The sequence below is a fragment of the Liquorilactobacillus uvarum DSM 19971 genome, assembly GCF_001434935.1.
Classification (GTDB): domain Bacteria; phylum Bacillota; class Bacilli; order Lactobacillales; family Lactobacillaceae; genus Liquorilactobacillus; species Liquorilactobacillus uvarum.
Genome location: NZ_AZEG01000005.1, coordinates 128,720 through 146,710 on the forward strand (window position 1 = coordinate 128,720; position 17,991 = coordinate 146,710).

Annotated in this window: 19 protein-coding genes and 2 pseudogenes; 16 read left to right on the forward strand and 5 right to left on the reverse strand. The window is 35.9% G+C overall.

From position 1 onward, the window contains the following. The first annotated feature begins 26 nt into the window (after nt 1-26). The 7 genes from FD20_RS04075 to FD20_RS13785 all read left to right on the forward strand — a co-directional run bounded on the left by FD20_RS04075 (nt 27) and on the right by FD20_RS13785 (nt 5,164). The gene (locus tag FD20_RS04075) at nt 27-497 is read left to right on the forward strand and encodes a JAB domain-containing protein (RefSeq protein WP_057736316.1); all 471 of its coding nucleotides are present in this window, start codon (nt 27-29) and stop codon (nt 495-497) included. Continuing rightward, nucleotides 494-814, forward strand: a complete 321-nt coding sequence (locus tag FD20_RS04080) for a DUF960 family protein (protein ID WP_057736317.1) — start codon at nt 494-496, stop codon at nt 812-814. Before FD20_RS04075 ends, FD20_RS04080 begins: the two co-directional genes overlap by 4 nt. Further along, complete coding sequence (locus FD20_RS04085) at nt 801-1,097, forward strand: hypothetical protein (RefSeq protein ID WP_057736318.1); 297 nt, start codon at nt 801-803, stop codon at nt 1,095-1,097. Before FD20_RS04080 ends, FD20_RS04085 begins: the two co-directional genes overlap by 14 nt. Nucleotides 1,098-1,904: 807 nt before the next feature. Continuing rightward, the gene (locus FD20_RS04090) at nt 1,905-4,028 is read left to right on the forward strand and encodes a DEAD/DEAH box helicase (RefSeq protein WP_057736319.1); all 2,124 of its coding nucleotides are present in this window, start codon (nt 1,905-1,907) and stop codon (nt 4,026-4,028) included. Further along, nucleotides 4,018-4,731 carry a DUF2290 domain-containing protein gene (locus FD20_RS04095; RefSeq protein ID WP_057736320.1) on the forward strand — a complete coding sequence of 238 codons (714 nt, stop codon included), beginning with the start codon at nt 4,018-4,020 and terminating at the stop codon, nt 4,729-4,731. Before FD20_RS04090 ends, FD20_RS04095 begins: the two co-directional genes overlap by 11 nt. A gap of 143 nt (nt 4,732-4,874) precedes the next feature. Continuing rightward, complete coding sequence (locus tag FD20_RS13290; RefSeq protein WP_157060844.1) at nt 4,875-5,024, forward strand: hypothetical protein; 150 nt, start codon at nt 4,875-4,877, stop codon at nt 5,022-5,024. Continuing rightward, nucleotides 5,021-5,164, forward strand: a complete 144-nt coding sequence (locus tag FD20_RS13785; RefSeq protein WP_235807701.1) for a hypothetical protein — start codon at nt 5,021-5,023, stop codon at nt 5,162-5,164. The genes FD20_RS13290 and FD20_RS13785 overlap by 4 nt, the downstream gene beginning before the upstream one ends. Before the next feature lie 474 nt (nt 5,165-5,638). Here FD20_RS13785 and FD20_RS04100 read toward each other — a convergent pair whose 3' ends face one another. The 3 genes from FD20_RS04100 to FD20_RS04110 are packed head-to-tail and all read right to left on the reverse strand — an operon-like array spanning nt 5,639 to nt 8,642. Beyond that, entirely contained in the window at nt 5,639-6,100 is a 462-nt protein-coding gene (locus tag FD20_RS04100; protein WP_057736321.1) for a heme-binding protein, read from the reverse strand. A 23-nt stretch (nt 6,101-6,123) separates the two neighbouring features. Then, nucleotides 6,124-7,149 carry an inositol 2-dehydrogenase gene (gene iolG / locus FD20_RS04105; RefSeq protein ID WP_057736322.1) on the reverse strand — a complete coding sequence of 342 codons (1,026 nt, stop codon included), beginning with the start codon at nt 7,147-7,149 and terminating at the stop codon, nt 6,124-6,126. 23 nt (nt 7,150-7,172) lie between these two features. Beyond that, a complete protein-coding gene (locus FD20_RS04110) occupies nt 7,173-8,642 on the reverse strand; it encodes a sugar porter family MFS transporter (RefSeq protein WP_057736323.1) in 1,470 nt (489 codons plus the stop codon). A 456-nt stretch (nt 8,643-9,098) separates the two neighbouring features. Between FD20_RS04110 and iolG (FD20_RS04115) the strand changes: the two genes are divergently transcribed. From iolG (FD20_RS04115) to FD20_RS04140, 6 genes are all read left to right on the forward strand, one after another. After that, entirely contained in the window at nt 9,099-10,115 is a 1,017-nt protein-coding gene (gene iolG, locus FD20_RS04115) for an inositol 2-dehydrogenase (protein WP_201782783.1), read from the forward strand. Nucleotides 10,116-10,132: 17 nt separating this feature from the next. After that, the gene (gene iolE / locus FD20_RS04120; protein ID WP_235807702.1) at nt 10,133-11,038 is read left to right on the forward strand and encodes a myo-inosose-2 dehydratase; all 906 of its coding nucleotides are present in this window, start codon (nt 10,133-10,135) and stop codon (nt 11,036-11,038) included. Nucleotides 11,039-11,068: 30 nt separating this feature from the next. Further along, nucleotides 11,069-12,097, forward strand: a complete 1,029-nt coding sequence (locus tag FD20_RS04125) for a Gfo/Idh/MocA family protein (protein WP_057736324.1) — start codon at nt 11,069-11,071, stop codon at nt 12,095-12,097. Nucleotides 12,098-12,142: 45 nt separating this feature from the next. Further along, nucleotides 12,143-13,582, forward strand: coding sequence for a sugar porter family MFS transporter (locus FD20_RS04130; protein ID WP_057736325.1), 1,440 nt, complete (start codon nt 12,143-12,145; stop codon nt 13,580-13,582). 171 nt (nt 13,583-13,753) lie between these two features. Continuing rightward, nucleotides 13,754-14,728, forward strand: coding sequence for a pyrimidine-specific ribonucleoside hydrolase RihA (gene rihA, locus FD20_RS04135; protein WP_235807703.1), 975 nt, complete (start codon nt 13,754-13,756; stop codon nt 14,726-14,728). Nucleotides 14,729-14,735: 7 nt separating this feature from the next. Beyond that, nucleotides 14,736-15,683: an NADP-dependent oxidoreductase gene (locus FD20_RS04140; protein ID WP_057736326.1), complete on the forward strand. Its 948-nt coding sequence runs from the start codon at nt 14,736-14,738 to the stop codon at nt 15,681-15,683. A gap of 18 nt (nt 15,684-15,701) precedes the next feature. Here FD20_RS04140 and FD20_RS04145 read toward each other — a convergent pair whose 3' ends face one another. Together FD20_RS04145 and FD20_RS13295 are read right to left on the reverse strand one after the other, a co-directional pair. Beyond that, entirely contained in the window at nt 15,702-15,926 is a 225-nt protein-coding gene (locus FD20_RS04145; protein ID WP_057736327.1) for a DMT family transporter, read from the reverse strand. 101 nt (nt 15,927-16,027) lie between these two features. After that, nucleotides 16,028-16,228, reverse strand: coding sequence for a hypothetical protein (locus FD20_RS13295; RefSeq protein ID WP_157060846.1), 201 nt, complete (start codon nt 16,226-16,228; stop codon nt 16,028-16,030). Nucleotides 16,229-16,765: 537 nt separating this feature from the next. Here FD20_RS13295 and FD20_RS04150 point away from each other — a divergent pair. The 3 genes and pseudogenes from FD20_RS04150 to FD20_RS04160 form a co-directional block, all read left to right on the forward strand. Further along, nucleotides 16,766-16,978 (forward strand): annotated as a pseudogene (locus tag FD20_RS04150) (transposase); the annotation flags it as partial. 191 nt (nt 16,979-17,169) lie between these two features. Continuing rightward, nucleotides 17,170-17,652 (forward strand): PTS sugar transporter subunit IIA, encoded by a 483-nt coding sequence (locus tag FD20_RS04155; protein WP_057736329.1) that lies wholly within the window; start codon nt 17,170-17,172, stop codon nt 17,650-17,652. A gap of 34 nt (nt 17,653-17,686) precedes the next feature. After that, nucleotides 17,687-17,929, forward strand: a pseudogene (locus FD20_RS04160) (CAT RNA binding domain-containing protein); the annotation flags it as partial. Nucleotides 17,930-17,991: the final 62 nt, after the last annotated feature.

Genomic DNA, 17,991 nt, shown 5'->3' on the forward strand with positions numbered 1-17,991 from the left:
TATTAAATTAGGAAGGATAAAAATTCATGAGTAAATATAATAGCAAAGGTGTCTCTGTTGTCAGTATTAAGCTAATTAAAGAAGGAAGTTTTTTATATGAAAAGCGCAAATGTACGACATCCCAGGCGGCTTATGGGCTATTTTCATCATTTATCGAGGACAAAGCCAATGAGCAATTAGTGGTAGCGGCACTTAATGTCAAAGAAGAACCAGTTAATATTTCAACAGTTCATATTGGAACGATTTTGAGTTCAATGGCTATACCACGTGATGTAGTTAGAACTGCAATTTTGTCCAATGCTCCCAGTATTATTGTTGTTCATAATCATCCAAGTGGAGATACTACACCCTCTAAAGCAGATATTAGTTTCACGCAAGAGCTTTATAAGGCTTGCGAGTTATTACAAATTAAGCTATTAGATCACCTTATCATAGGGTTTTGGTGGAAGTTATCTTTCAATGAGATCAAAAGACTTGTTTGGGGCAGCAAGCAATGAATGAGATGGGTATTTTCTATACTCAGAAAGTTAAAGATACAGTACCTCGGGAATTACAAGCAATTTGTTGGCAGTTACTTAATAAAAGACGGCAAAATAATCAAGTACTTGCTTTAGTTCAAAGGTTCGAATTTACAATTCAGAGCCAGCAGCTGTTTTTAAAGTATGAAGATAAAAATTACAGTAAAGTATTTGAAATCAAAAATTGTAAGCATTTGTTTGAAGGAACGCTATGGGTGATTGTTCAGTTTGACAGGGCAATGATGATTTTTCCAGAGGAAGTTAATGAGGAGAAGAGCGAAGATGGAATTCAATAAAAATCAAGTGGAGGCAACAATTGTTCAACGTTTAAATGAACTGTTGAATCGGAAAATAGAGCATGATGAACTAAGCTCTGAAGCATATGTACTGTATAAAGATGAGATGCTTCAAGTACCGACAATTAGTGGAAAGCCATTACCAGAAAAAGTAATGGCTTATTTTTATGGCTGTGAAAATTATATTGGCTTTTTGATAACAGATCTACAACAACAGGAATTGCTAGCATGGGGAATTTTGGATAGTAATAATCAACTAGTTAGAGGAGGCAAAAATGAGTAAATGGATTGAAGTAGCTTTGCAAGTAGTAATTTCAATAGCAACAACAGTTATTAAAGAAATAGGGGGTAAGGAGTAATGGTAGAAAATGAAACACGTAAGCATCTTGAAAAAGCAACAATAACAATTGAACGTAAAGTGAAAGAGTGAGATAGCTATGTACTTGATTGTAATTCTGCAGGAGATAGAATTAGGGCTTAATCTAAGAAGGATGAAACTGGATAACAGAAGAAACGTGATTGTTAAAGATTCTCGGAGAATTAAGAACTTCCTATTGGAATGCGATTATCATTGTCTAAGTGATGGAACTCAGTGCACATAATGTAATAGTATTAGTTTATTGCATTGAAATGTTGAAGAATAGGTAGAGAATGAGAGAGTGCTCAGCTTATCGAAATTATCGGTTTTGGATAAAAATAGGGGAACCTTGTTTTTATTTTTTTTTATCTGAGTTATAGATTAAATAAAAAACGTTAATTAAAAAAGTTGACAAAATTTAAAATTACATTATAAAAAATAAAATAAAGGAACATTGTTCGTGCCAAGCATATTCGCTTTTAAATAATCTGTCTGCTCCAATTTAATCAAGGTTTATAACTTTTTTTAAAATTATTGAAGATGTTTTGTGTTTTTAAAAGGTAATGAATATTTTAGCATATAATGTGGTAGAATCGCTACAGAATTTATAACGAAGTATTGATGAAAAATAGTGCTATATAAAATTAAAGTGAATTGTTAGATATATTTTATTAATTGTAAAGGTATAATATAAATGGAATATAGTTTTTTATATAAAGGAGAATTAACGATATGGAGAATAATGTTAATATTTTGTCCGACAAATTTTATGACGAAAAGCAGATACAGGTACAGGTACTGGTAAAAAAACTAGCTGCATTTTTTAAAGATAGTGATAAGCAAGCTGTTATTAACTATGATTATATGCTGAAGGGAGAATTAGATTCTGGAAATATGAATCCAGATGTTCTTATCATCAGTCCTATCTATGGATTAATTATAATTGATTCTTTTTTGCCTAATGTGAATAGAGATCAGCAATTAGACAAAAAATTAGATAGGCTTTTAGAAAAAGAAAATGTGATTTTTGGTAATTTGATAAAGAGGGGTGATAAATCAATAAAGGGCAGAAGAAGAGAATTAAAAATTAATTTAGATTCTATTCTCTATGCGCCTAATCTAGATAATTTAGGTAATGTTGATGGTGAACAAATTGTACATTCAGCTAGTGATCTAATTAAAAAAATAAAAAAGGAAAATAGATATACACAGATGGACAAATTACAATTGAAATCTGTGACAAATATTATAGATTACGCAGGAGGCATGTTAAAACCAGAACCACGTCAAGTAAAGAAGAATGATACTAAGGGGTTTTTATTGAATAAAGTAGAAGAAGAAATAAGTAGTTTTGATGAAGAACAACATCGGGCAGCTTTATCGGAAGTTAATGGACCACAACGAATAAGAGGGCTTGCTGGATCTGGAAAAACAGTAATATTATGTATGAAAGTTGCTACGATGCATGCAAAGTATCCAGAGAAAAAAATATTATACACTTTTATGACAAAGAGTCTATATGATTTTGCTAAAACATTAATAACACGTTTCTATAGACTTATTTCAGATGATGGAACTTTACCGGATTTTGAAAATAAAATTAGTATATTACATGCATGGGGGGGAAGAAGTTATCCAGGGGTTTACTATAAAGCTTGCCGTAATAACGACATTCAGCCTCTTACTTTTCGCGATGTAAAGAATAGTGAGGATCCATTTAATGCTGTGTGTTGTGATCTTTTAGATAGAACCCAAGGGCGATTGAAATCAATGTATGATTATGTTTTTATTGATGAAGCTCAGGATTTTAGACCAGAATTTTATCAAGTTTGCAGGGAGTTAACTAGGGACGATGCTATAGTCTGGGCGTATGATGAATTGCAAAATATTTACGATGTTAAGTTGCAAAATCCAACAGAAACTTTTAAAAATAAGTACGGAGCTAAGGGAATTGATTTAGCTCTAGATGCAAAAGAATTCCCAGGTATCAACAATGATATTGTACTACATAAGAGTTACAGAAACCCAATGGAAATATTGCTGGCTGCTCAAGCTGTTGGTTTTGGAATCTATGCATCACGATTAGTACAAACTATTAAAGAAAATGAACAATGGGAAGATTTAGGATATAGAGTACTAAAGGGAAATGGTGATGTCGATGATGAAATGAGCATTGAGAGGCCAAAAGAAAATAGTCCACTTTCAATTACAAGCGAAAATACATCGGATGACTTGTTACAAATAAGTAGTTTTGATTCTATGAATGAGGAAGTTAATAAGGTTTCCCAAGCTATTGTTAAGGATATTAAAACAGAGGGGTTAAGACCGGAAGATATTGTAGTTATTTCAATTGATGATAAATATGCACGCACATATTTTGAATCTTTAGAGCTTAGCCTAAGCAGGCAAGACATTAATACGTATAATCTATTAGGAAATAATTATTCAATGGGTTTCAGTAAAAAGGGAGCAGTTACTTTATCTACAGTTTACAAAGCTAAAGGAAACGAGGCTGGCGCAGTATATATAATTGGTGCTGATGCTTTTGAAAGTAAAAGCAGTGATATTAAAATGAGAGATAAAATTTTTGTAGCCATGACTCGGACAAAAGGTTGGTTAAAAATTAGTGGAGTTAAAATAGAAGATGGAACTTTAAAAAATGAAATCAAACAACTACAAATTAACAACTATAAGCTAAACTTTATTCAACAAAATGTAGAAAAAATTCAAAGAGATGTTGCAGCAGAAAGAGCTAAACGTGTTGCACTACAGGAGGCTGAGGAAAGCATTAAAAAAGCCAAAAATTTGGGTGCTACTAACGATGAATTAGGGCTGGTTGATAATAATGACAATTAAAATTGGTAAAATTAATGCATCTTTTCAGGAGGCAATAAAACTTTTAAAGAAGGTTGAGCTACTACATTCCTTAAATTATTCGCGTAAAGAAACTATGAATTTTAGCAAATTTTCTGAAAAATTTGTATCATGTATGATGGAAGATGACTATATAAAGATATATAAAACAGCAATGAAGTACGGAGATTATGACATATTATTAAATGATAATTCTTTTTTTCAGTTTTCTGCGGATAATAAGTGTGAAATTATAAGGTATGCGTTTTACCAAGTTCCGTTTAAGGGAGCTACAATAGAAGATTTCGCAAAATTTTTAGGAAAGGGAAGATTGGATTCAAAACAACTGCGTGAACTTGAGTCAGAGCAAGAATTAGACTATGAACTTTTCAAAGAAAGCGCAGAGGAACGCCACTTTGTTACACCTATTAGATATGATTATTGTCCAAAACAACACGAAAATTCTATATATCATCCTACTGCACATATTCATATTGGATTAGAACAAAATTTACGAGTCCCAGTTCGAAGAGAGCTGACACCGCTATTATTTACTGCTTTTGTTGTCAGGATGATGTACTACAAAAATTTTAAATTGAATATAGGGAACCGGGAAATAGAGAAGCTGATGACAAGAAGGGAGGAATTTAAAATAGAGGACCCTGAATTTAAAGAAGAAGAACAGAAACAATTATATTTGTTATAAAGATAAACCGCTCCTATTTATGTTACGCAAGTCCCTATCATAAGTGATGTGGTTTCAAATAGTTTTAATTAGGTGGTTTGTGATTAAAAAAATTTAAAAAGTAATACTTTTTTAAAGATAATGATGATGGAACTTTCTATTTTATGGAAGAAGAAGTTGAGATTTTAGGGATACTTTTAAAAGCAGAGTTGAAGAAACAAAATCCTTATTTGATTAGAGGAAATGATGTACAAACAGAGGAAGCATTTAAAAGAGTGGATGTAGAAGATCAAGTAGATTTTACTATGGGTTGAATAAAGCTACACGATATTTAGAGCTTATTATTAGAGAAAATAAGACTTTAGCTTTTAAAAAATATAAACTATTAGATGTGGCTGATGAAATTGATGAATTAACAAGTTTTATGATCTTGAAAATGGGCAACATAAGCTAGTTCGTCCTTTAGTAATTAGAAATGAGCATTTGGATGTTAGTTCAATGGATTCGAGAGTACCAAAGTCGTTGAAATCGTCGTTTTGGGTAAAAGCAGGTGAAACATTGTTTTTTATCGTAAACAATTATGAGATATAAAAATTATTGAATTTTAATAGAGTTTATAATTAAGTGTTAATTTAAAGGTTAACATATTTATAAAATTATTTTTATGAGCAAGGGGTATGATTTAAAAGATTTAAGCGTAAATGAATCATAATTAAAAGTCAACAGTGTATAGTTGAGTGTTAGCCATTTGAACAGATTTGAGACATGCTGAAGCATGCTTTAAGATGGAAGATATCATGGTGGGACCTCACACAGCCTAGTACGTACCTAATAAAAAAGAAACAAAATTCCATGGTTTTAGTGGAATTTTGTTTCTTTTTCATTATAGATTGCTACCAGCCTCATAGTTAAGTTAAAGATGATAAGCTTACTGTAATTTTTTAAGCTCGGTCAATGCAATATAAGCTAGCTCATGATCTTCTTCGTCGGTTAAACCGGAGATAACTAGTACACCACTGAATCCAACAGTGGCAACATTTAATGGAAAACCCCCGCCGACGATTGCATAATCGGTCGGAGAATAGCCGCTGGATTCAAAGAACACTTTATTATCAGCATTGTACACGGCTTTTTCGTATAGAGAACTATGTTCATATTGGGCGACCACATTGTATTTTTTCTTTGCCCAAAGATTGTTTTCGGCAGTCGTTTGGTCACCAGCACTTAAAAAAACTAGTCTTGAGCCCTTATATATTTCTACAACTATTTTTTGATAGTTTTCCTTACTAACTTTCTTGATAACATCAACTAATTTAGGAACATCACTTAATGTGAAATGATTCAGAGTTGCTGTTTTTTCTTGTTCTGAAATCTCAGCTGTGCCTTTCATATTTAATCTCCACACTTTCTAGATCAATCTAAAGAAAAATGAGTATTGACTTTAACTGGGTTTCCAGTCTTCATGGACTCTTGTGCTGCTATTGCAGCTCTTTGAGCCATGATAACATCTTCTCCAGTGGCAACGACTGGTTTATCTTCTAAAAGAGAATTGATGAAAGCTTTCATTTCAGCGATATATGCTTCATGGTATCTTTGAACGAAGATAGGGAGTGGTTTTCTTTCGATCTTATTTGTTTCGTTATAAAGTTCAACTGTACTTTGACTAACATTTTCAGCTTTGAGCATACCTTTTGATCCAAAGACTTCTACCCGTTGATCGTAACCATACACGGCTTTGCGGCTATTATCAATTAAACCGTAAGCCCCATTTTCAAATTGAAGAACAAGTACGAGCGTATCGATATCATTGATATCCTTTAAGGTTGGATCAATGAGGGTGCCGCCTTTAGCGTAAACTTCACTGATATTACTGTTCACCATGTAACGAGCCATATCGAAGTCGTGCATTGTAAAATCAAAGAGAAGGCCGCCAATTCTTTGAATTAGGTCATGCGGTAGCAAATCAGGATCGCGTGAAGTTATTTTTACGATCTGAGGATTTCCAATGTTACCGTTCCGAACTTGTGTATAAATATCGCGGAATTGTGGGTCCATTCTTCGGTTGAACCCCATTTGTAGTTTAACTCCATTTTTTTTGACTTCTTTCAAAACGTTCACGCTGGCGCTCTCAATAGTATTCATACTTAAAGGTTTTTCACAGAAAATGTTTTTTCCAGCTTTAGCAGCATCGGTCACAATCTGTTCATGAGTGTCTGTTGATGTGAACACAAAAACGGTATCAATTTCGGGATTGTTCAACAAATCATTGTAGTCGGTGGTCAGATTAGTAAAACCGAGCTCGTTTAGTTTGTCAGAAAATTTATCAATGAAAACATCCGCTAGTTGAACAATGTTAACTTCTGGCAGAGTCATTAAATTGTGTAGATGCATTTGACCTGCCCGACCTAATCCGATAATTCCAACGTTTATTTTTTTCATAAAAAAGAACCTCCTAGTGTTTTTTAGTGTTGCTCGGGTCCTATACCCGTTTTTTGACCATATTGAAATTCTAATTGAATCTGTTCTAAGCTCTTTCCACGCGTTTCGGGCGCGAACTTCCACGCGAACCAAAAGGAAAGCAAGTTGCAGCCTACAAAAACTATAAAGGTTGCTGATAACCCAATATTGGCTAATAGAATTGGGAAAACAAATCCTACTAGAAAATTACTTAACCAGAGAAAGAAAGTTGAGATCCCCATGCCAAGTCCACGTAAGTTTTGTGGAAAAATCTCTGACATTAGCAACCATGTTGTCGGTGAAATGCATCCTTGGAAGAATCCAAGAAAAATCATTGTTGTCAAGATCACAAAATACGGCAAGAGAGCTGAATTGGTTAAAAAGGTAGAAATTAGTGCTATTGCCATTAAGGATATTCCAGTTCCAGTAATACCAGTGAGAAGCATCTTCCTGCGGTTAACTTTGTTCATTAGGTGCATTCCGACATATGTAGCTACTGCAGAGACCAGTCCATTGAAAATGTTGGCAACGAGCGCTGACTGGTGTCCAAAACCAGATTTCATTAGAATAGTTGTTCCGTAATACATCATGATATTTATCCCAATTATCTGCTGCATAATTCCAATCCCAACACCTATCAAAATGAGCCTTCGCACCCAAGGAATCGTCAAATCTTTTAATTTTGCTTGTTTGGTTTCTTCTTCTTGTTTTAAAGCATGCTGAATCTGCATTATTTCTTTTGCAGCTTCATCCTTAGTAGAGCGAATAGAAACCAAGGTCTTTTCGGCTTCTGCAACCTTTCCCTTCATGACCATCCAGCGCGGCGATTCAGGAATAATCATCATGCCTACAAATAGACAGATTGAAGGGATCATGCCAAATGCGATCATCCAGCGCCAAATATTACTTTGTTCATTGAATAAAATACCAAGCAAAGCATTTACACTGAATGCCAGCAATTGTCCACCTGTGATCATCAATTCATTTTGAGTCACGAGTTTTCCGCGAATAGATGGAGTAGATAATTCCGAAAGGAAAGTCGGAACAATAACTGAAGCTCCACCAACAGCTAAACCCAGACAAAAGCGGAAGATAATCATCGTAAGAGCATTAGGTGCCAGAGAACAGGCTGCAGTGAATACTAAGAATATGATCGACAAAAACAACATAACTTTTCGTCGACCATAGCGATCGGAAAGCTTGCCGGCAGTGAGAGCACCAACCGCTGCTCCTAGTGTGATACCGCTTGTGACCAATCCTTCATCGGTAGAAGTTAAATTTAATTCTTGTGGGGAAGCCATGAAGGTTAAAGCACCATTGATAACGCCTGTATCAATTCCGAAAAGAAGCCCTCCAAAAGTAGAAAGAATAGCAATTTTTTTCAGATTTTTTTTAGCAATGTTATTGCTAGAACTCGTAGGCTGGTCGAGAGACTTATTTTTTGAGAAACTCATCAAAATCAACTTCTTTCGCATACGTTCTGGGGTAACTAAACAAGATGCCGGTTTGCTTAATTTTTTGCTAGCTGCTGAGAATCAGGAGAAAGACCATTCTCTAGAAGATCAATACCACTTAATGTTTTTTGAATTATAAAGTGAAGTAATTAACAAAATAAAAGTAAAAAAAGCTTTGTTGAGAGCGTTTAAGAGCTTATAGCTTTTAAACAAGATGTTGGCTAACTACCCATTGATTATTTCACTATAACTTGTGAATGTCAACTCAAGAGTGGAAACCGATTACAACTTTTTTGTTAAATTCAATAAATGCCTTTACAACTAACTATTTTGCTGATAATATGTGGGTGTAATCGAAAACAAATTATTTTTTTATTCTATTTTGATACAAATTTCACAATAGATTGTTCAATATAAAAAATAAATTTATGTGCTATATAATATAAATTTATTTAGGCTAAGAAGGGAGTGTTAAGTGTGAAAAATCACAATGTTCTTAATGTGGGTATTATCGGAATGGGAAGAATAGGCAATGTTCATTATCAAAATCTGCTCACATTTGATGATGTGTCCGTGAAAACAATCTGTGACATCCTCATAGATGAAGTTTGGAAAGAAAAATATCCAGCAGTTTCTACTCTTGTTAAAGATTATCACCAGATATTGACTGATCCGGAGATAGATGCGGTTTTGATATGTACACCCACGGATCTGCACCCTCAAATTACAATTGATGCAGCAAGAGCGGGGAAAGATATTTTTTGTGAGAAACCGGTCGGTTTTAAGAATGAGGACATTCTTGAAGCATATAGAGTCGTGAATCAGATGGGTGTGAAGTTTGAAGTCGGCTTTAATCGCCGTTTTGATAAACATTTCGATAGAATCGTGGAATATCGTGATGAAAACAGAATAGGCGATCCGCAGTTGTTAAAAATAACTTCACGAGATCCTGAACCGCCATCTCTGGATTATGTGGAACATTCCGGTGGTATTTTTATGGATATGACAATTCACGATTTTGATATGGCGCGTTTCATCACCGGACAAGAGGTTGCTGAGGTTCATGTGTTTGGCGATATTTTGATCGATGATCGTATCCGCAAGTTTAAGGACATAGATACAGCTGTTATATCATTGAAGTTCGTAAATGGGATGCTTGGAGTTATTGATAACTCTAGGAAAGCAGTTTATGGATATGATCAGAGAATCGAATTATTCGGTTCAAAGGGGGTGTCTCGAGCTGAAAATATTTTGAATTCGGAAACAACCTTTGTTGGAAAAGAGGGCGCTTTAGCAGACACACCTATGTATTTCTTTTTACAGAGATACAAAGAGGCTTATGCACAAGAACTAAGGTCTTTCTTTGGAGCCGTTAGAGGAGAACATCCGGTTGCGTGCAGTTTTGATGATGGTGTTCGCGCTATTCGTTTGGCAGAAGCGGCAAAACGTTCTTTACTGAGCGGACAGGTTGAAAAAGTAGCTGAAATTAAATAAACAAGGAGGAATTTACAATGGATTTAAGTTCAATGAATAAGAACATCAAGTGGGGTATCGCACCGATTGGCTGGAGAAATGATGATATTCCATCGATTGGGAAAGAGAATAATCTACAGCAACTACTAAGCGATATTGTTGTAGCAGGATTCCAAGGAACGGAGGTTGGTGGGTTTTTCCCAGAACCAGATAAACTCAACTATGAGTTGAAGCTGCGTAATTTAGAAATTGCTGGTCAGTGGTTCAGCAGTTACATTATCCGTGATGGAATTGAGAAGGCAAGCGAGGCATTTGAGAAACACTGTCAGTTTTTAAAGGCTGTTGGAGCACCGGTAGCAGTTGTTTCAGAACAAACATATACAATTCAACGTTCAGATAATGCAAATATTTTTACAGATAAGCCATTTTTTACGGATGCTGAATGGGATAAAGTTTGCGAGGGACTGAATCATTATGGTGAAATAGCTGAAAAATATGGCATCAAAGTTGCATATCATCATCATATGGGAACAGGTATTCAGACAAAAGAAGAGACAGATCGTCTGATGGCTAATACAGATCCTAAAAAAGTTGGTCTTCTTTACGATACTGGACATATCTATGTTTCAGATGGAGATTATATGAGTCTTTTGAAAGACCATATTGACCGAGTAGTCCATGTTCATTTCAAGGATGTGCGTAAAAACCAAGAATCAGATTCAAAGGACAAGAAACTTACTTTTCAGGAATCATTCTTGAATGGAATGTTTACAGTTCCTGGAGATGGTGATCTTGATTTTAAACCTATTTATGATGAACTAGTCAAGCATGGCTATCAAGGATGGATTGTGATAGAAGCTGAACAGGATCCTTCAAAGGCTAACCCGCTGGAGATGGCACAAATTGCTCACAGCTATATTGAGAAAAACTTATTTTCAAAATAAAAAATATTATTAAGATAGGAGATTTTTATTATGACTAAAACAACAAAAGTAGGTATTATCGGAATTGGTTTTATTGGATCAGATCATTTGAACCGTTTGACTAAAACAATTGCTAACGTTGATGTGACAGCTGTTTGTGATATTGTTCCAGGCAAGGCACAAAAAGTGCTCGATGAACAAGGTTTGCAAGCAAAAGACTATGCTGATTATCATGAACTGATCAACGATCCAGAAGTTGAAGTTGTGGTATGTACTGCAAGCAATGAAGCTCATTATGAAATTGTAATGGCTGCATTAAAAGCCGGGAAATTCTGTTTCTGTGAAAAGCCTTTAGCATTAGATGCAAAGCAATGTATGGATGTTGTAGAAGAAGAACAGAAGCATGGCCGCAGAATGCTGCAAGTAGGTTTCATGCGCCACTATGCACCTGAATATGTACAATTGAAGAAGATTATTGATAGCGGTCAAATCGGAGCGCCTTTGATGGCGGATTGCCGTCACTACAACCAGACACAACCTGAAGAATATGACTCAACACGCTCAATTATTGAGACAGCAATTCATGAAATTGATGTTATGCATTGGTTGTTAAATGATGATTATAAAAATATCAAGGTTTACTTGCCAAAACAAACGCGCCATGTTCAAAATAAAAGCATTCGCGATCCGCAAATTGTGGTAATGGAGACAAAGAGTGGAATTAACATCTCTGTTGAAGTTTTTGTTCGCTGTCAGTACGGTTATGACATAAAGTGTGATGTAATCGGAGAAGAAGGAGTTGCAGAATTACCTACAGTTCCACAAGTAGCTTTGCGGAAAGATGCCAAATACAGTACAGAAATTCTGACAGATTGGAAAGCTCGTTTTGAAAGTGCATATGATATTGAATTCCGTGATTTCGTTGCACATGTCTCTGAAGACAAGTCGCCTGCTGGACCATCAGCATGGGATGGTTATATTGCTGCAGTTACTGCCGATGCAGCTTTGAGATCGATTGAAGAAGGCGGAAAAACACAAGACCTTGATATCCCAGAAAGTCCTAAATTCTACAAAGAATAATATTTAGGATCCAGATTGATATCTGAGGGATGAGGAGGAGTTGGAATGGATAAAGGTGTAGATACAGCTGGTCACCCAAGTGAACGGCGCGGATATATGTGGTTCATTGCATTAATTACGTGTATGGGTTCATTGCTATTTGGATACAACACTGCGGTAGTCAATGGATCACTTGGTTTTATGTCTGCTAAGAGTCAGTTGGCGCTTTCCCCTTTTAATCAGGGGGTTGTTTCAAGTGGATTGACGCTCGGAGCAGCTTTCGGGGCCGTGCTTGGCGGACCGCTTAGTGATCGAATGGGTCGCAAACGTATTTTACTCTGGTTAGGAGCTGTCTTTTCTTTAGGAGCATTAGGTTGTGCATGGGCTCCCAGTTCTGGAATATTACTGGTTTTTCGGTTTATATTGGGTTTAGCAGTTGGCTCAGCTTCAGCTAACGTACCATTATTTTTAGCTGAAGTTGCTCCCGCGCATATGCGTGGTCAAATGGTTTCGATGAATCAATTGATGATCGTATTTGGGCAGTTTTTATCTTTTGGTGTTAATGCTTGGTTAGGTAGTGCCTTTGGAAATAATGCGGCTATCTGGCGTCTAATGCTGGGTGTTGCAACAATTCCAGGTATTCTGTTGTGGATCGGAATGTTTTTTGTCCCAGAGACTCCACGTTGGCTTGCAGCCCAGGGACGTTACAAAGATGCGTTTAACTCACTTGTCCGCATCCGTTCAAATGAAACGGCTGATTTAGAGATGAAAGAGATTAGAGATGCTATTCGAAAAGATAAGGAACAAGAAGAAAAAGCTGCATCTTTAGCAGATTTTAAAAAACCATGGATAATGCAAATCGTTATTACAGGAGCAACATTAGGTGTAATCCAACAATTTGCGGGAATAAATTCCGTAATGTATTATGGCACACAAATCCTTGAGGCCAGTGGATTTGGTTCCAAGGCGGCTTTAATTTCCAATGTTGCTAACGGTTTGTTCTCATGCATCGGTGCGATTATTGGGATGTACACAGTTGACCGTTTGGGACGCAAGTTTTTAGAGTACAGTGGGTTGACCGTTTGTGCGATCTGTCTTATCTGCGTCGGTTTAATCCGTACTTTTGCGAATGGTGCTTCTTGGTCAGGCGTTGCAGTTATGATTATTGTGCTGATTTATATCATCTTTTTCCAAGGTACACTTGGACCGGTTACTTGGTTGATTAATTCGGAAATTTTTCCTGCGCGTTATCGCGGTTTGGGAACAGGGATTACGATTTTTGTACTTTGGTTTGCGAACTTTCTTGTAGGACTGTTCTTCCCAGTTATGCTTTCAGCTCTTGGGTTGGCAACATCATTCTACATTTTCGCAGCATGTTGCATTTTAGGACTATTCTTTGTTCATGCACGTATTCCAGAGACGAAAGGTGTTCAACTGGAAGAAGTTGAAAGTTATTTCAGGGCAAAGTATGATAAAGAATACAAAGGAACCTCTGCCATCAAGTAAATTAGACTAATCTATAATAGAGCCCAGCGCAGAACTTTGGTGTTTGTTCTCAGTTTTCATTTTGGGCTTATGGTCCTAAGCCTTTAATCTGGGTTTAGGATCTTTTGTTTATTAAATTCAATAGTTGGTAAGGTTTTTAGATTTAGATTATTATTTTTAAGTGAATAAAATATGTTATTTCAAGCAAAGGATCGGTGCTACGTTATGGAAAAAATTATTTTAGATTGTGACCCGGGACACGATGACGCAATAGCCTTAGTGACGGCCGTTCTATCGCCAAAAATCGATTTAAAAGCGGTAACCACATCTGCGGGCAATCAATTGCCTTCTAGAACATTAAATAATGCGATGCGGATACTTACACTTTTAGGTCAAAAGAAAATTCCAGTGGCATCAGGGAATAGAAAACCTCTGATGCGAGAGTTAAAAACGGGTGTGACAATGCATGGTATTTCTGGGCTTGATGGGGCCGACTTGCCCCAACCTGATTTCCCTATTCAAACTGTTCCTGCAATTGAACTGATCGCGAATGTGTTACGACAGGAAAGTGAACCTATTACGATCGTTGTAACCGGTCCTTGCACCAACATCGCTTTGTTTTTATCAATTCATCCAGAACTAAAAAGATCAATTAAAAGATTAGTTGTTCTTGGGGGGGGGATGGGCGTTGGAAACTGGCAGCCGACAACAGAATTTAATATGCTGGTCGATCCCGAAGCAGCTAAAATTGTGTTTGATGCAGGGATACCATTGGTTTTGCTTCCATTAAATGTGGCCTACAAAGCAGAGCTGCGTGAACAAGATTTGAAGAGAATAAAAGCATTGCGAACCAGCATTTCTGATGCTGTCAGTTCTCTGTTGAATTTTTACGGACTGCAATTTAATCATGGAAATAGACACTTTGATGGTGTTCCAATATATGATCCATGTACGATTGCTTGGTTGATAGCGCCGGAAATCTTTTCCGGCAAAGAATGCAATGTGGAGGTAGAAACCAAAGGTGAACTGACTGCTGGTGAAACGATTATAGATTACTATGAGCTGACGAAGCGCAAAAAAAACGCTTATGTGTTATTTGATATTGACCGTGAGAAATTCGCCGAGCTTGTTTTTTCTACATTAAAATTATTTTCCCAGAAAGGATGAGAAAATTATGAAAGCAATCGGTATCAACCAGTATGGAAGTTCAGGAGTTCTTGAAGAATTGACACTTGATATTCCAAGTATCGGATCACGTGAGATTCTAGTAAAAACCAAAGCCTTTGCTATAAACCCGTTAGACGTTGCTATAAGGGAGGGACGTTTCAAAAATTCGGTTCTGTTACTGTTTCCAACAATCTTAGGTACGGATGCAGTTGGAACTGTTGTTAAAGTGGGGGCTAAAGTTGAAAACTACCATGTTGGGGATGAGATAATCGCTCATGCGGGGTATGGAACTTATGCAGAATATTTTTGTGTTTCACCGGAGCATATTGGGATAAGGCCCAAACAATATGATGTTTATGAAGCAGCGGGTCTGCCGCTTTCTGGCATAACAGCGTATAATGTTTTGATCCATCTAGCACAAGCAAGGGCGGGACAAAGAATCGTTGTCTTTGGGGCGTCTGGAGGCGTTGGTTCAATGGTGGTTCAGATGGCCAAAGCGTATGGTTTGTCAGTGATCGGCATTGACCGAGCCATCAACAAAGCATATGTTCTTAGCATCGGGGCCTATAGGTTTGTAGATATGGATGAGTTCGAAAAAATCGAAGTTTTGGAGAATTCGGCAGATATTATAATTGATGCTACAAATGATGGATTAAGAACAGGTATTGGGTTGAACTTAGTTAAAAAAAAGGGAATGTACGTTTCTTTAACACAGTTGCCTGTTCAAAGAAACAATAAAAAGAAGGTAACACTCAAAGTTCTTGTTCCACAGAAAAAGTATCTTGATCGTGATGCATTTGCGGCGATATCTTTAATGATCAGGAATAGACAACTTTATACTCGTATAGATAAGGTACTCGATTTCAATTTAGCCGATGTTAGAAAAGGTCAAGAATACGTGGCCAAGGGACAGCATAACGGGAAAGTCATTGTTAGCTTGACAGACCAACAATAGTTACCACACAGCTTACTCTTAGAAAAACTTGATTAAATAAATTCCAATCCCAATTACGCTCAGACCAATAATTGAATTTCTTTGGAGCGGTCGTCGAGGGAAATTTAGCCAACCAAACTGTTCAAGCAATAAACTGCCCGCCAATTGTCCGGTTAGCACAACCATGATAGCTAATTCAATCCCTAATTGTGGCATGATAATGATATTACCGAAAACAAATCCAGCACCGATGAGCCTATCCATCCAGGCTCAATATGGAAGCTTTTTAAAGTCATTGAATTTTAGCTGTATTAGAATTGAATGTTCCTTTATGATAACAGTCAATAATAGTACAAGACATCCGACTAAAAAAAGATTGCTGCTGCAACTAACGATGAGGAAAAAACAATTTCTAAATGCCCGTTGATTGCAGTTTGTAGCGCACTAAAAGCGCCTGTTATCAAATCCAACAAGATGCCACCACCATTCAACATAAATGAATTGTTTAAATCCGTACTTCGAAAAACATTTTCAGAACATGTCCGGCAAACCCCGAGTCTCGTCAAATTGGAAGAATTTCTGCTTAATTATTTGTCAGATCTATATGTGGCTAATTCGATGGTTTTTTTGAATTATTCGTTAAAACATGGTTTAAACATCAACATTGTCAGAGCACTTAATCAGGCTCAAAAATTGATTTTTAAAAATCTTGAGTAAACTGCCGTGATTGATTTTATAACAATGGTGCTGGAGCATAACTTGTCAAGAATAACTTTTAAGATATTGTTTCACATGGAACTTTTTGAAGTTCAAACTAATAAGACAGCTTTAATGTTCAATTTTAATCTTTAATATGGTTAAAATACTATGTTTGTTTAATATTTAAAAAAAGTTTGGGACAAAAGACTTAAATTTTAAAAAAACAGCTCTGAGAAATCGTATTTTGATTTCTCAGAGCTGTTTTTCGTTTTTTTATGTACGCAGAGGAAGTTTTCTGGTGTTCTTATTTTGACCAAACAAAAAAGAAATATAGAGGTGTTTCCTATGCAAATAAATTATAACAATAATCAACAATTTTGAAACTATAATTAGACTGGCAACCCAAAAATAATCATATTGTTTGGACAATTAACACTTTGGTTGAATCAATACCAGCTAATGATTTAGAAAATGAGTATTCGTGGATCGGTCGGCCAGAATATCCAGCTAAATTGTTATTGAAGATGTTATTATTTAGTTATTCTCGCAAAGACTTTGCGGGTAGAAAAATTGCTGAGATGACTGAAGAAAATGCAAGAGGGATACTATATAAATAAAGGTCCGAGATAAAGAAGTTGATGAATTTTGAAAATAAGCTTGCTTAAAAGTTACGGACAATTTATAATGTAAACGTAATCAATAAGACGGATTGTAACTCTTTGAGGCATTACCGTGAAAATGGACAGATTGACTGTGCCGTTTTTGTGGAAATGTTTCAAGGAGTTTTTTTGCTTAGGAGGAAGATAGTATGTTTAATTTCTTAAATAAAAATAAAGTTTTAGAGGTTGTTTGTCCTATAACTGGGGTATTAACTAAGTTAGAAAGTGTAAAAGATCAAGTATTTTCAACAAAAATGATGGGAGACGGTTTTGCAATAGTCCCCTCTAAAGGATCCACTACGGTTTTTTCACCAGTTGCTGGAACAATAGTTTCTCTACCAGATTCTAAACATGCAGTAGGGGTAACAACTGAAGGTGGAATTGATATTTTGATTCACGTTGGTATAGACACAGTTGAATTGAATGGTAAGGGTTTTGAAACATTCGTTAAAAAACAACAAAGGGTTAGAAGAGGCGATGCTTTGCTATCCTTTGATGATAAATTTATGGATAGTAAGAAGATAGATATGACAGTTATGACTATTTTCACGGGCGGATACAACAAGAAAGTAGAATTGACAGAAAATTTTGGCACATTAATTTCTGCGAAAAATATTTTATTAAGAGAATGAAAATTCTTAGCAAAGTGTAAGGAAGTGATGAAAAATGAAAGCGGTAAAAAAGATTAACAACAACGTTGCTGTTTGTGTGGATGGTAATGGAGATGAATTAGTGGCATTTGGAAGTGGGATTGGTTTTTGCAAAATGCCATATGAAATAAAAGACCTAAGAAAGATTACAATGACGTTTTATCGCTTGAATACTCATAATTTTCAATTATTGAAGGAAATACCAGAGAAAATATTTGATGTTAGTGCACAAATAGTAAATAAAGCTCAGAAAATACTATTACATGGTAGATTGCAAATTTAATCCGAATTTTTTGACAAATTGGTCAGCATGACCTGATA